Source organism: Streptomyces sp. NPDC041122 (assembly GCF_055592445.1).
The window spans coordinates 325254-339664 of sequence record NZ_JBVIYQ010000008.1; the positions used below are offsets into that span (position 1 = coordinate 325254).

The 14411-nt window shown below is 73.3% G+C and carries 10 protein-coding genes and 1 tRNA gene; 8 read left to right on the forward strand and 3 right to left on the reverse strand.

What is annotated here, in order from left to right:
- Window positions 1-102: 102 nt before the first annotated feature.
- Window positions 103-2490 (reverse strand): SCO7613 C-terminal domain-containing membrane protein, encoded by a 2388-nt coding sequence (locus tag ACZ6B8_RS28200; RefSeq protein WP_471609089.1) that lies wholly within the window; start codon window positions 2488-2490, stop codon window positions 103-105.
- A 108-nt stretch (window positions 2491-2598) separates the two neighbouring features.
- Here ACZ6B8_RS28200 and ACZ6B8_RS28205 point away from each other — a divergent pair, with 108 nt between their 5' ends.
- Together ACZ6B8_RS28205 and ACZ6B8_RS28210 are read left to right on the forward strand one after the other, a co-directional pair.
- Window positions 2599-3045 carry an SRPBCC family protein gene (locus ACZ6B8_RS28205; RefSeq protein WP_471609090.1) on the forward strand — a complete coding sequence of 149 codons (447 nt, stop codon included), beginning with the start codon at window positions 2599-2601 and terminating at the stop codon, window positions 3043-3045.
- A 39-nt stretch (window positions 3046-3084) separates the two neighbouring features.
- Window positions 3085-3156 (forward strand) — tRNA-Val (locus ACZ6B8_RS28210).
- Window positions 3157-3216: 60 nt separating this feature from the next.
- Here the strand turns inward: ACZ6B8_RS28210 and ACZ6B8_RS28215 are convergent.
- Window positions 3217-3942 carry an exonuclease domain-containing protein gene (locus ACZ6B8_RS28215; protein ID WP_471080902.1) on the reverse strand — a complete coding sequence of 242 codons (726 nt, stop codon included), beginning with the start codon at window positions 3940-3942 and terminating at the stop codon, window positions 3217-3219.
- Between the two features lie 168 nt (window positions 3943-4110).
- Here ACZ6B8_RS28215 and ACZ6B8_RS28220 point away from each other — a divergent pair, with 168 nt between their 5' ends.
- From ACZ6B8_RS28220 to thrS, 3 genes are all read left to right on the forward strand, one after another.
- Window positions 4111-4677, forward strand: a complete 567-nt coding sequence (locus ACZ6B8_RS28220; protein WP_471609091.1) for a DUF4365 domain-containing protein — start codon at window positions 4111-4113, stop codon at window positions 4675-4677.
- On the forward strand, window positions 4674-5903 hold the full coding sequence (locus tag ACZ6B8_RS28225) for a hypothetical protein (protein WP_471609172.1): 1230 nt from the start codon (window positions 4674-4676) through the stop codon (window positions 5901-5903). The genes ACZ6B8_RS28220 and ACZ6B8_RS28225 overlap by 4 nt, the downstream gene beginning before the upstream one ends.
- Window positions 5904-6011: 108 nt before the next feature.
- The gene (gene thrS / locus ACZ6B8_RS28230) at window positions 6012-7991 is read left to right on the forward strand and encodes a threonine--tRNA ligase (protein WP_471080909.1); all 1980 of its coding nucleotides are present in this window, start codon (window positions 6012-6014) and stop codon (window positions 7989-7991) included.
- A 92-nt stretch (window positions 7992-8083) separates the two neighbouring features.
- On the opposite strand, the gene ACZ6B8_RS28235 is transcribed toward thrS, so the two are convergent.
- Window positions 8084-8767, reverse strand: a complete 684-nt coding sequence (locus ACZ6B8_RS28235; protein WP_471080912.1) for a potassium channel family protein — start codon at window positions 8765-8767, stop codon at window positions 8084-8086.
- A gap of 67 nt (window positions 8768-8834) precedes the next feature.
- On the opposite strand from ACZ6B8_RS28235, the gene ACZ6B8_RS28240 reads away from it, so the two are divergent.
- The 3 genes from ACZ6B8_RS28240 to ACZ6B8_RS28250 all read left to right on the forward strand — a co-directional run bounded on the left by ACZ6B8_RS28240 (window position 8835) and on the right by ACZ6B8_RS28250 (window position 14384).
- A complete protein-coding gene (locus ACZ6B8_RS28240) occupies window positions 8835-9407 on the forward strand; it encodes an HIT family protein (RefSeq protein ID WP_471080915.1) in 573 nt (190 codons plus the stop codon).
- 99 nt (window positions 9408-9506) lie between these two features.
- Window positions 9507-10952: a helix-turn-helix domain-containing protein gene (locus ACZ6B8_RS28245; protein ID WP_471609092.1), complete on the forward strand. Its 1446-nt coding sequence runs from the start codon at window positions 9507-9509 to the stop codon at window positions 10950-10952.
- 240 nt (window positions 10953-11192) lie between these two features.
- Window positions 11193-14384, forward strand: coding sequence for a M20/M25/M40 family metallo-hydrolase (locus tag ACZ6B8_RS28250; protein WP_471080921.1), 3192 nt, complete (start codon window positions 11193-11195; stop codon window positions 14382-14384).
- Window positions 14385-14411: the final 27 nt, after the last annotated feature.

A 14411-nucleotide genomic window follows, 5' to 3' on the forward strand; every position in this document is an offset into this window, starting at 1 on the left:
CCGGATTACGGCCCAGAGGCTTTTCAAGCCTCCGGGCCGTTCTCGTATTCCCGTGCCCGTGCGGGGAATTGACGGGGCGACACATTTCGGCCGTTCCTGGAATCAGCGCATTCGGTGGAGCGCATTCCGGAACCGGCGTGCGTCGCGCAGCCGTTGTTCATAAGTGGCGCCGACGGCGAGGAGCAGCAGGCCCGCGAGTGCGGGCGGCAGCCAGCGCGGCAGGGCGTCCACGACCTGCACGAGATACGGGGCGAGCTCGTGCAGCGCGTCCAGGGCGAGCACCCCGCCGCCCAGCACCAGTGGGGCGCTCAGCCGGTGGTGGGCGCCCAGCAGCGTCAGGACGAGGGCCGCCGTGCCGAGCAGCAGCGGACGCGGCCAGTGCGGGTCGCTCCAGGCGGCGGCGAGGCTCGGCAGCAGCGTCACCGCGAGGCCCGGGCCGTACGCCGTCCAGGAGAGGGCCGACGGGTCGCGGCGGCGCCGCAGCGCCCCGACGACCAGCGCGGGCACCGTCACCGGCAGTGTGTACGCCTCCGGGGCCGAGGCTCCCCAGGCGGCGAGGCGGACCCAGCCCGCCAGGACGAACAGCGCCACGGCCGCGTACCCGACGGCCCGGCGGTCCGGGCGCAGCGCGGTGCCGGACAGGATGAGGCCGCCGAGGCCCAGGGCGAGCGCGAGGGTGGGGGCGTCCGTGGCGGTGAGGGCGAGCGCGACGACTCCGGAGGCGGCGGCCGTGATCTCGACGGGCAGCGTCGGCGGACGTCCGCCGAGACGGGCCGCGGCGAGCGCCGCCAGGGCCGGCACCGCGAGGACGAGCAGCCCGGTGTGTTCGGGGCGCAGCCCGGTGGCGGCGCCCGCGGCGCAGGCCAGCGCCGCGGCGAACGCCACGGCCGCGCAGGCCGCCGCGGCGGCCACCCCGGGAGCGGGCGCCGTCTCGCGGGCCAAGGGCAGGCAGGCCGCCAGGCAGAGCGCGGTGAGGGCGCCGAGCGTGGTGAGCGTGGCCGCCGGGGTGGCGAGCGCGAGGAAGGCGGCACTCACCGCGGAGACCAGCGCGAGGACCACGGCGGTCACGGCAGCGCCGGCCGACACCGCGCGTGCCGCGACGAGGAGGAGGCCGGCGGCCACCAGTACCTGCGCCGACAGTCCGGCGGCGTACGGCAGTCGCAGCGCGCCGGGCAGGGCGACGGCCGCGGCCCAGCCGAGCACCGGCGCACCGTACCGGGCCGCGCGCCGCACCGGTTCCCCGAAGCCGGCACCGGCCCCGCGCACCACGAGGGCCACCGTCGCGAGGACCAGGGGGGACAGGAGCGGGTGCGGCAGGGGCAGTTCGCGCAGCACCTCCCCGGCGTCCGAGGGCGTTCCCGACCAGGCCCGGGTGGCCCAGCCGAGCGGCCCGAACAGGGCGAGCGCGGCGACCGGCAGCGCCCACAGCACCGCGAGCCCCTGCACCACACCCGACGCCGCACCCACCCCGCGGCGCGGCGCCCGGGGCAGCGGAGCGCGCAGGACCGCCAACAGCGCGACGCCACACGCGAGATGGGCCGGCACCGTCCAGGCGGCGGGCAGCACGGTGCGCAGCACCCCGCCGGCCGCGGCCACCGCGAGCAGACCGCCGGCGCACGCCGCACCGGTCACGACCCGAACCCCCTTCGCCCGGTACGCGACCGTCGCGGCGATCGCGGCGGCGAACAGCAGCAGCACACCCGCACGCGTCGCCCCGGCCGGACCGGCGGCCTGCGCGGAGAGCCAGCCGGCGCTCGCCGCGCCCCACAGCCCCAGCAGACCGGCCCCGGCCGCGGCGGTGACCCGCACCGAACGGACGCCCGCCCACAGCGCGAGCGCGGTGTCGCAGGCGGCCGTCACGAGCAGCGCGGCCGTCATCGCGTGCTGCCCGGCGTGCGCGGCACCCGCCGCCAGGACCAGCGGGAGTTGGGCTGTCGCCACGGCCGCGGGGAGCGGCAGGCGCAGCGCGCCGAGGAGTGTGCCGTACCCCGCCCACAGCGCGGCGAGAACCGCGGACGTCGCCGCGGCGAAGGTGAGGGTGTCGACGTCGGGGAGTGCCAGATGGCGCAGCGCGTACGAGTCGAGGACGGTCAGCGCGAGCCCGAGACCCGCCACCGCCTCCGCCGTCGAGCGCAGCGAACGCCGCAGCAGCACGGCCGGCACGCCGAGCGCCGCCAGCGTCACCGCGCCGAGGACCGCGCCGCGCCCGCCGATGCCCAAGTGGCCCCAGCTCACCACGGTGAAGGCGATCGCCGCGACGGTCAGGAGCACCCCGCCGAGCAGCAGCAGGATGTTCTGCGCGCTCACCGGCGCGGTCTCGGCGGCGGGCGGGCCGGCCGGACGAGGGGGCGGCCCGGCCGGGCCCGCCGCGCGCAGGACACCGAGCAGCCACGCCCGGCGCCGCAGCAACTGCGTCCTGCGCGCCTCCAGTTGGCGCAACTCTCCGTCGAGGATGCGGAGCTCCTCGGCGGGAGGCGGAAGGTAGGTCATGGTGGTGGAGTCTGGTCCGCGGCGCACCGCACGGCATCGGTACGGGTACTCAGGACGTACTCAGGTCCGTCTCCCTGCGGGCCCGGGTGTTTCCGGCAGACTGCCCCCATGGACTGGTGCCACTACCGCTTCCGCAGCGTCTGGGATCTGCCCGGCGCCCCCGCCGACGTCTACGCCGTCCTGGAGCGGGCGGAGGAGTACCCGCTGTGGTGGCCGCAGGTGCGCGAGGTGACCCCCGTGGACGAGGTGAGCGGCGTCGCGCGCTTCCGGTCCTTCCTGCCGTACGACCTGAACGTCGCCATGCGTGAGCAGCGCCGCGACCCCGCCGCCGGGATCCTGGAGATCGCCATGACCGGCGACCTGGAGGGCTGGGCGCGCTGGACCGTCCGCGCGGCGCCCGGCGGAACCAGGGCCTCCTACGACCAGGAGGTCGTGGTCCGCAGACGCCTGATGCGGCGCCTCGCGGTGCCCGGCCGTCCGCTGTTCCTGCTGAACCACGCGCTGATGATGCGCGCCGGCCGGCGAGGTCTCGCGGCCCGGCTGAGGGCGGTTTGAAGGAAAGGCGCCCGGACCTGTATTGTTCAGTGCGTTCCCGGGCGATTAGCTCAGTGGGAGAGCGCTTCGTTCACACCGAAGAGGTCACTGGTTCGAACCCAGTATCGCCCACCCGGAGAATGCCGGTCCGTCAGCAGACGGACCGGTTTTTTTCTTGTCCCTCGTGTCCGCTCAGGCCGCCGCCGAGAGTTCGGGACGCAGCGGCCACGCCGGGTCCACGGCCTCCGGTGTGCCGCTCTTGGCGAACCACGCCTGCAGCCCCCGGGCCTGCGCCGCGTGCCAGACGGCCTGGAGCGTGTGCAGCTCGGCCGGCGAGAGGCGCTCGAGGCGCCCCGCGAAGCGCCGTCCCACCGCGCGGACGACATCCATGGCGGCCTGCGCGTCCGCCGCCGCGTCGTGCGCGTCCGCCAGCTCCACCTCGTACTGCTCGCACAGGTCGGTGAGCGTGCGGCGGCCCTTGCGGTAGCGGTCCAACTGCTTGTCCAGCACCCTCGGGTCGATCACGCACAGCGGTGAGCCCTCCATGTACCGGCTCAGCGACGAGGCGCGGTGCCTGCGCAACTCCCGGTCCAGGATGGTCAGATCGAACGGCGCGTTCATCACCACGATCGGCCGGCCCGCCGCGCTCTGCTCGGCCAGATCGCGCGCTATCTCCTCCACCACCGGCGACGGCCAGCGGCCGGTGCGCTGCAGATGATCCTCCGTCAGTCCGTGGATCGCGGTGGCGGATGCGGGCACCGGAACGCCCGGATTCACCAGCCAGCGGGTGATGCGCGGCCGGGTGCCCGCGCCCTGCTGGACGACGACGGCGGCCGACACGATGCGGTCGGTCTCGACGTCGACGCCCGTGGTCTCCGTGTCGAATGCGGCCAAGGGGCCCTCGTACCAGCACGTCATAGTGACGCAACTCCTCGATCAGTTCCGGCAGATGACGTTCCGTCCCCTGCCCACGCTGGTGATACCCGGGCCGTTTGCGCTGTACGCGGCCCGGAGACAACAGAGGTACGGGACCTCGGAATTGGCGTCCCGAGCGGGGAACCACCGGTTTCGGAAGGCTTGTCGGACATGGCGCTCGCGCAGCCCGAACAGGGTGGGCTGCTGCCCGGGCGGATCGCACCGTCGCGCGGCACACTGGCCACCACCGCCTGTATGGAGACACTTCAGGTGGGCTACCTGCATGCCGTCGCGGCGGCCGCGGGATGCTCGCTCTCCCAGCCCTTTCCGGACAACGGCATCGACTGGCACGTCAGCCACAGCGCCCCCGGGCACACGGTCGACGACGAGGTCACCATCAAGGTCCAGCTGAAGTGCACCTACCAGATACCGCCGAATCCGGCGGGGCCCGCCTTCTCCTTCACGCTCGACAACGCGCACCTGGTGAAGCTCGCCCGTACGCCGGTCTCGGTCCACAAGATCCTGGTCGTGATGCTCGTGCCCCGCTCCCGCGACGACTGGCTGCGCGCCGGGCACGACCGGCTCGACCTGCGGCACTGCTGCTACTGGACCAACCTCGCCGGACACCCGGTGACCGGCCGGAGCAGGACCACCGTGCGTGTGTCGACCTCGCGGATCTTCGACGACCGCGCGCTCTGCGAGATCATGACGCGCGTCGGGACGGGAGGGAGACCCTGATGCACCGCCCCTTCGACCGCGACGAGCCCGTGCCCCCCGTCCGCCCGCACCCCGCCCCGGCCGCCGGCCGGTGGGCACGGCCGCCCGAGCCCGCCCAGGTCGACCCCGCCGTGCTCGGCGCGCTGCTCGCCCGGCACGGCTGGCAGCGCCGCGGCGGAGCCCCGGGGCGCTACGCGCGCTGGACCCCGCCGGGCCCCGGCGGCGCCGGCACCAGCCTGCTCGTGCCGGAGAGCCGCGCCTTCCCCGACTGCGAGGACCTGATCGGCGAGGCCCTCCTCGCGCTCTCCCGCAACGCGGCGCCCGCCGCCCGCGACGTACTGGTGGGGCTCGCCGTGCCGAGCGACGAGATCCACTGGTGGCGCGACGTCCCGGCGGGGCCCGCGGGCGCCGCGACCTGGCCCGCCGAGGAACAACTGCGCTCCGCCGCACGGCAGATGCTGCTCGCCGGGGCGCTCGCCGCGCGCGGCAGCGCCGGCTACCACGGCGCGCGGCACCGCGGCCCCGCCGCCGCGTCCCTGGAGAACGTCCTGGTGGGGCCCGCGGCGGGCGGACGCCGCCTCACCGCCTTCGTGCCCGTCATGACGGGACGGCCGCTCGCCGTCCGGCTGCACCACGCGCTGTACGCCGCCCGGGAGGCCGTCGACTACCAGCGCGCCACCGGCGGCATGGACGCCTTCGACGGCGCCGTCGAGGCGGGCGTCAGCCATGAGCTCACCGAGGCGCTCGTCGCGCTGGTGCGCGGTACGGAGGGGGCGCGCGTGGCGGTGGAGTGGGCGCCCGGCGCCGGGGTGCCCGAGGGGTGCGCGGCACGCGCCGAGCCCGTCGAGTTCTCGCCCGGCGATCTGCCGGTGCTGCGCGAGGCGGGCGCCCGGTACCTGCGCGACGAGCCGCCGGTGCCGGTGCGGCTCACCGGGGCCGTGGTGCGGATGCGGCGGTCGGCGCCGAGCGGCGCCGGCGCCGTGCGGGTCCGGGTGATCGCGGGTGCCGACGTCCCGCAGGTCCGGATGGTCCTGGACGAGGAGTCGTACCGCATCGCGGGCCACGCGCATCTGGTCGGCCTGCCGATCCGGGTGCACGGCCGGCTGGAGAGCCGGGGCGGCTTCCGCAGGCTCACCGGGGCGAATGGGGTGGTGCCGGTCCAGGTGGACGACGCGGAGCGCGACCGGCTCATGAAGTCGCTCCAGGAGAACCTGGACTTCTTCGAGGGGGCGTGCGGCGCCGAGTGACGGGGTACGGAGAGATCCGTTTCGCGGCGGGGGCCCGTGGCTCGGTACGATTCTCCTTGCGCACGCGTGACAGAGAGCGGCGCACCCCCTTTCAGGTAGGAGAGACCGGTGTCAGACGTCCGTGTGATCATCCATCGCGATTCCGAGCGGGAAGAGCGCGTGGTGACGACGGGCACTACGGCCGCCGAGCTCTTCCCCGGTGAGCGCACCGTCGTCGCGGCCCGCGTGGCCGGTGAGCTGAAGGACCTGGCGTACGCCGTGGCCGACGGCGACGAGATCGAGCCCGTCGAGGTCTCCTCCGAGGACGGCCTGAACATCCTGCGCCACTCGACCGCGCACGTCATGGCGCAGGCCGTGCAGGAGCTCTTCCCCGACGCCAAGCTGGGCATCGGCCCGCCCATCCGGGACGGCTTCTACTACGACTTCGACGTCAAGGAGCCGTTCACCCCCGAGGACCTCAAGCGCATCGAGAAGAAGATGCAGGAGATCCAGAAGCGGGGGCAGAAGTTCTCGCGCCGCGTCACCACCGACGACGACGCCCGCGTCGAGCTCGCCGACGAGCCGTACAAGCTGGAGCTCATCGGCCTCAAGGGCAACGCCGCGCAGGCCGCCGACGGCGCCGACGCCGAGGTGGGCGCCGGCGAGCTGACGATCTACGACAACCTCGACGCGAAGACCGGCGAGCTGTGCTGGAAGGACCTCTGCCGAGGCCCGCACCTGCCCTCCACCCGCGCCATCCCCGCCTTCAAGCTGATGCGCTCCGCCGCCGCCTACTGGCGCGGCAGCGAGAAGAACCCGCAGCTCCAGCGCATCTACGGCACCGCGTGGCCGTCCAAGGACGAGCTGAAGGCGCACCTGGAGTTCCTCGCCGAGGCCGAGAAGCGCGACCACCGCAAGCTCGGCTCCGAGCTGGACCTCTTCTCCTTCCCCGAGGAGCTCGGCCCGGGCCTCGCGGTCTTCCACCCCAAGGGCGGTGTGATCCGCAAGGTCATGGAGGACTACTCGCGGCGCCGCCACGAGGTCTCCGGCTACGAGTTCGTGAACACCCCGCACATCTCGAAGGAGAAGCTCTTCGAGATCTCGGGCCACCTGCCGCACTACGCGGAGGGCATGTTCCCGCCCATCGAGTTCGACGAGCAGAACTACCGCCTCAAGGCGATGAACTGCCCGATGCACAACCTGATCTTCAAGTCGCGCGGCCGCTCCTACCGCGAACTGCCGCTGCGGCTCTTCGAGTTCGGCACCGTGTACCGGTACGAGAAGTCCGGCGTCGTGCACGGCCTGACCCGCTCGCGCGGCTTCACCCAGGACGACTCGCACATCTACTGCACCAAGGAGCAGATGCCGCAGGAGCTCGACACGCTCCTGACCTTCGTGCTCGACCTGCTGCGCGACTACGGCCTGAACGAGTTCGAGCTGGAGCTGTCCACCCGCGACGACTCCGACAAGTTCATCGGCGAGGACGCCGACTGGGCGGAGGCCACCGAGGCGCTGCGGCTCGCCGCCGAGAAGCAGAACCTGCCGCTGGTGCCCGACCCGGGCGGCGCCGCCTACTACGGTCCGAAGATCTCCGTGCAGGCCAAGGACGCGATCGGCCGCTCCTGGCAGATGTCGACCATCCAGGTCGACTTCAACCAGCCCAAGCGGTTCAACCTGGAGTACACCGCGGCGGACGGCTCGCGCCAGCAGCCCGTCATGATCCACCGCGCGCTGTTCGGCTCCATCGAGCGGTTCTTCGGCGTGCTCCTGGAGCACTACGCGGGCGCCTTCCCGGCGTGGCTCGCGCCGGTGCAGGCCGTCGGCATCCCGATCGGCGACGCGCACGTCGACTACCTCCAGGAGTTCGCCGGGAAGGCGCGCGCCCAGGGGCTGCGGGTCGAGGTCGACGCCTCCTCCGACCGGATGCAGAAGAAGATCCGCAACCAGCAGAAGGCCAAGGTGCCCTTCATGGTCATCGCGGGCGACGAGGACATGAACAACGGTTCCGTCTCCTTCCGCTACCGCGACGGCTCGCAGGAGAACGGCATTCCGGCCGACGAGGCCATCGCCAAGATCGCGAAGGTCGTCGAGGAGCGGACGCAGGTCTGAGCCGGACCGGCGCGGGTTCAGCCGCCGCTCTCGTGGTGTGACGAGGCCCCCGGGGTGTTCCCCGGGGGCCTCGCACCCGTCCCGGGCTGCCGCTACCGGTCCCGCCGCGTCCCTCCGCCCGTCCGCCCCGTGCCGCTCTCCGCGTCCTCGCGGGCGAAGACCTGGATCAGCCACGACGAGAACGAGCCGGTGACCGCGCCCAGCAGCGCCAGGCCGCAGCCCATCAGCCCGACGGCAACGAGCCGGCCGAGCGGCGTGACGGGTGCCACGTCCCCGTACCCGACGGTGGCCAGCGTGGCGCAGGTCCACCACACGGCGTCCCCGAAGGTGACGATCGTCGCGCCGGGCGCCCCGTGCTCCTGGTGGTAGACGGCGAGCGCCCCGGCGAAGCCGAGGAGCAGGGCGGCCAGGCCCGCGTACGCCATCACGCGCGCGTACAGCGGCAGGCGCGGCTCCGCGTGCCGCCGCCGCACCGCCTCGTAGACGTGCACGATCCGCAGCGGCCGCAGCAGCGGCAGGGCGAGCACGACGGTATCCAGCCAGTGCCGGCGCACGAAGCCGAGACCCTGCCCGCTCAGCCGCCACCGCACCGCGTAGTCCACGGCGAACGCCGCCCACGCCGCGCACGCCACCGCCAGGCACAGGTCACGCCAGGGCGCCGGCAGCCCATGGGCCAGGACCCGCACCGCGTACGCCGCGAGGAACAGCAGCGATGCCACGGCGAGCGGGCCTTCGGTGCGGGCTTGCCAGCGCTCCTGCCGTACGTCGTCGATCATCGGCCAAGCTTCGCCGGGAGGGCACCGGTGTCCGCCCCGGCGACACGCCCCGTACGGGCGAAGTCATATGCTGCATCTCATGACGAGTGAGCCGGAGCAGCAGATCGGAGTCGGCACGCAGGACGCGTTCCAGCGCCTGTGGACGCCCCACCGGATGGCGTACATCCAGGGCGAGAACAAGCCGACGGGCCCAGGCGCCGACGACGGCTGTCCGTTCTGCTCCATCCCGGCCAAGTCCGACGAGGACGGCCTGGTGATCGCGCGCGGCGAGCAGGTGTACGCGGTGCTCAACCTCTACCCGTACAACGGCGGCCACCTCATGGTGGTGCCCTACCGGCACGTCGCCGACTACACCGAGCTGTCGGCGGCCGAGACCGCCGAGCTGGGCGAGCTGACCAAGCAGGCCATGACGGCGCTGCGCACCGCGTCCGGCGCGCACGGCTTCAACATCGGCATGAACCAGGGGGCCGTGGCGGGCGCGGGCATCGCCGCCCACCTGCACCAGCACATCGTTCCGCGCTGGGGCGGCGACACGAACTTCATGCCGGTCGTCGGCCACACCAAGGTGCTGCCGCAGCTGCTCGGCGACACCCGGAAGATGCTCGCCGACGCCTGGCCGACCGGCGCCGACCAGCAGTGACGGCGTTGTATTGCACCAACCCCCCTGTGCGGTAGGAGGGTTGGAGGCGGCAACCTCTCCTGCCACGCTCCATTCAAGGAGCCCGGTCCGGGAGGGGTCATGTCCGTCGGCACGGCAGAGGCGGCCGCCCCGGAGTGGGCGGAATTCGGGCGGCGCCTGCGCTACCACCGGCGCCGGGCCGGGCTCACCCAGCTCCAGCTCGGCCGGCGCGTGGGCTACCACCACAGTTTCATCAGCAGACTGGAGGGCGGGCTGCGGGAGCCGCCGTCCGACCTGGTGGACCGGCTCGACGCGGTCCTGGGGACGGGCGGTCAGCTCGCCGCGGCCGTCGCCGCCCGGACGACCCCGTCGCCGGGCGTCCCCGGCCCGTGTCTGACGGCATCCACGCTGTTCGCCCCGATCCCGGGGGCGGACGCTCCTGACGGGACCCCCGGGGACGAGGCGCCGCCAGTCGCGCAGCCCTGGCCCGCGCGGCTGCCCGCCGAGGGGCTCGCCTGCCCGCTGCACGGCCGGGTGGGCTGTGCGACGCCCGACCGGAGCTCGGTGGCGGACCTGCTGACCGGGCTGACCGGGCTCACCGGGGCGTACGAACGCGCCGGCGGGGCGGGTGGCGCGGGCGGCGCCGAGACGGAGCTGCTGCACGGTCTGACCGCCGTGCTGGCCTGCCTGATCCGTGCGGCGTTCGCTCACGTCACCGACGCCGGCGCGCACACCGTGGAACGGCTGCTGCGGGGCGTGGTCCGCTGGGCCGACGCGGTCAACGCCACGGGCCGGCTGCCGTACGGCCAGCTGCGGCTCGCCGCACAGTACGCCCAGGTCGCCGGGCGGCTGCGGATGGAGCGCGGGCAGAGCGGCGTCGCCATGGCCTGGTTCGGGCACGGCCTGCGGTGGGCCGATGCCGCACGGGACGCCGAGGCCCGCGCGACCCTCCTCAGCGACATGTCCACCCTGGTCCGGCTCGACGGGGACGCCGCGTCGATGCTCGGGTACGCGCAGGCCATCGGGGCGGTGGACGCCAAGCGGCGCTGGATGACGACGCTGGCCGACCTGTACCAGGCGCGTGCGTACGCACTGGGCCACGACGCCGACGCCTGCCGCCGGCACATCGCCCTGGCCCGGCGCAGATTCGCCCGGCTGGACGACCGGGACCGTCTCGAAGCGCCCTGGCTGTCGGGCGGGGAGGGCGTGCTGCGGCTGGAGTCGGCGATCGGCGGGGCGCTGCGGGACCTCGCGGCGGCGACGGGGGACCGGGCGGTGGCCCGCCGCGCGGTCGAGGCCACCGCCCGTTCGTACGCGCTGCTCCCGCCCGTCATGCACTCCACGCGCCTGCTCCTCACCCTGCGCCTCGCGGACAGCTGGGCGTGCGCGGGGGATCCGGTCGCGGCGGTCACCCTGGCGCGTCCGGTCGTCGAAGAGGCGGTGCGCGCACGGGAGTTGATGATCGCCGTCGAGCTGCGCGGGCTGCACGACCGGCTCGCGGGGGACTGGGGCGAGCTGCCGGAGGTGCGGGAGTACCGGGAACGGGTGCGCGGCGCCTCGGGGTGAGGCGCCGTGTGCCGGAGTGGGGTGCGGTGGTGCCGCCGCGCTTGCCAGTTCTTGCCGGGGCGGGCCGAGGGTCCGGAATCCGTTGACCGGGGGCCGGGCCGGTGTGAGGGTTCCGCCAGCCATGAGGGTGTCATGTCACCGCCAGTCCGGGACGAGAGTCGCGGGCACGACCGTACGGCCTGACGCGCACGTGCTCCCCCTGGCCCGAAGGAGCCTCAACACCTCTCACAAGGAGCCGTGATGCTCAGACGATCCGCAGCGGCCGGGATAACCCTGGCCCTGGCACTCGCGGGGGTGACGGTACCGGTCTCCCTCGCCTCGGCGGCCACGGCCGCACCCGCCGCGGGCAAGCCGGACCCCCTCGCCAGAGCCGTCGCCGCCGCCGACAAGGCGGTGCGCAGCGGTCTCGACTCGCTCGCCGGGGGACCCGAGGAGCAGTACGACCGGAACCGGGTCACCCCCTGGGCCAAGGGCCTGTACTCGGTCGCGTACGAACGCACCTACCGGGGATTGCCGGTGGTCGGCGGCGACGCGGTGGTCCTCGCCGACGGCGACGGCAAGGTGCGGTCCGTGCAGTCCGCGACCGACACCACGATCTCGGTCACCACCGAGGCGGAGGTGAGCGCGGCACAGGCGGTCAGGACGAGCCGGACGAAACTGGCCTCGGTCAAGAAGGTCGACTCCAAGCGGCTGGTGGTCCGCGTCAGGAAGGACGCGCCCACGCTCGCCTGGGAGACCCGGCTGACCGGCCGCACCAAGGCGGGCGACCCCAGCAAGCTGCACGTGTTCGTCGACGCGCGCACCGGCAAGGTCATCGACACCTACGACGACGTCCGCTCGGGCAGCGGCCACAGCAAGTGGAACGGCCCCGACCCGCTGACCATCGACACCTCCCGGTCCGGCAGCAACTACGTGCTGCGCGACACCACACGGCCGGGCCTGCAGTGCTCCAGCTACCAGGGCGGAGTCTTCACCAAGGCGACCGACGACTGGGGCACCGGCGACCCCAGCAGCCGCGAGACCGGCTGCGTCGACGTGATGTTCGCCGCGCAGAAGCAGTCGAACATGCTCAAGGAGTGGCTCGGCCGCAACGGACACAACGGCAACGGCGGCAGCTGGCCGGTGAGCGTGGGCCTCAACGACCTCAACGCCTACTGGGACGGCTCCTCCGTCACCATCGGGCACAACAGCGCCAACCAGTGGATCGCCGGAGTGGACGTCGTCGCCCACGAGTTCGGCCACGGCCTGGACTCCTTCACCCCCGGAGGCGCGAACCACGAGAGCGGCCTGGGCGAGGCGACCGGCGACATCATGGGCGCCCTGACCGAGGCGTACATCAACGAGCCCGCCCCGTACGACACCCCCGACTACACCGTCGGCGAGATGATCAACCTCCAGGGGCGCGGCCCGATCCGGAACATGTACGACCCGAGCCGGGTCAACAACGACCCCAACTGCTACTCCGCCTCGATCCCGAACACCGAGGAGCACAAGGCGGCCGGCCCCATGAACCACTGGTTCTATCTGCTCGCCGAGGGGTCCAACCCCGGCGGCGGCAAGCCCTCCAGCCCCACCTGCAACAACCAGCAGGTGACCGGCGTGGGAGCCAAGAACGCCGGCAAGATCTTCTACGGCGCCATGCTGCTGAAGACCAGCGGCATGACGTACAAGCGCTACCGCACCGCCACGCTCACCTCGGCGAAGAACCTGGACGCGAGCTGCGACCTGTTCAACGCCACCAAGGCCGCCTGGGACGCCATCAGCATCCCCGCCCAGAGCGGTGACCCGAGCTGCTCCGGGCAGCAGAACGACTTCTCCCTCGGCCTCAGCCCGGCCTCGGGCCAGGTCGACGCGGGCTCCTCGGCCACCGCCACGGTCACCACCACGACCGTCACCGGCAGCGCCCAGCAGGTCGCGCTGACCGCCGCGGGCGCGCCGACCGGCGTCACCGTCTCGTTCGACCCCGGCACCGTCACCTCCGGCGCCAGCTCCACGATGAAGATCAACACCTCGGCGTCCACCACGCCCGGCACTTACCCGATCACCGTCACGGGCACCGCGGGCACCAAGACCCACACTGTCCAGTACACGCTGACCGTGGGCGGGGGCGGCAACCCGACGCCCCCGCCGGACATCGACGTGGAGAAGGTGCGGGCGCACCTCGCGCAGTTCAACACCATCGCCTCGCAGAACGGCGGCAACCGCCGGGCCACCGGCGCCGGTTACCGGGCGTCCCTCGCGTACGTCAAGGGCAAGCTGGAGGCCGCCGGCTACCAGGTCACCGAGCAGAGCTGCGCCTCCGGCTGCTCCGCGGGCGCGGGCAACAACCTGATCGCCGAGTGGCCGCAGGGGGACGCGAACAACGTCCGGATGTTCGGCGCGCACCTCGACGGCGTCGCCGCCGGACCCGGCATCAACGACAACGGCTCCGGGTCCGCCACGATCCTGGAGGCCGCGCTGACCCTGGCGCAGAACAACCCCACCATGAAGAACCGCGTCCGTTTCGCCTGGTGGACCGACGAGGAGCAGGGCCTGAACGGCTCGGACTACTACGCCGGTTCGCTCTCGGCCGGTGACCGCGCCAAGATCAAGGCGTACTACAACTTCGACATGGTGGGCTCCAGCAACGCCGGGTACTTCATCAACAACCTGACCTCCACGGCCTCGGTGCCCCTGCGGGACTACTGGAACTCCCTCAACCTCGCGCCCCAGGAGAACGTCGAGGGGCAGGGACGCTCCGACGACGCCTCCTTCCAGCGCGTCGGCATCCCCACCTCCGGCTACGCCACCGGTGCCTCGGCCGTGAAGTCGGCGGCGGAGGCGGCGAAGTGGGGCGGCACCGCGGGCCGTGCGTACGACGCGTGCTACCACTCCGCCTGCGACACCACCGCCAACGTCAGCGCCACCTCGCTCGACCGCAGCGCGGACGGGGTCGCGTACGCGGTCTGGAAGACGGCCGTCGGCGACAAGCCCGCCCCGACGGACGACTTCTCGCTCTCGGCCGACCCGGCCTCGGGCACGGTCGAGCGCGGTTCCGCCGCGAAGGTCACCCTCGCCACCGCCACCACCAGTGGTACGGCGCAGAAGGTGGGGCTCACGGCCTCCGGCGCCCCGGCCGGGGTGAGCGTCTCCATCCGCCCGGAGTCGGTGCTCTCGGGCGAGTCCGCGACGGCCACCGTGGAGGTCGGGTCGGGCACCGCGCCCGGCACGTACACACTGACCTTCACCGGCAACGGGCAGGTCAGCCACACCACCACCTACACGCTCACCGTGCCGGGCGGCGGCGGTGAGACGACCTGGCAGCTCGGTGCCACCTACGCGGCGGGGGACGTGGTCACCTACGAAGGCGTCCGCTACCGCTGCATCCAGGGCCACACCGCGTATCCGGGCTGGGAGCCGCCGAACGTGCCCGCCCTGTGGCAGGCCATCTGATCGCCGGCCGGCACCGGTAGCCGCCCA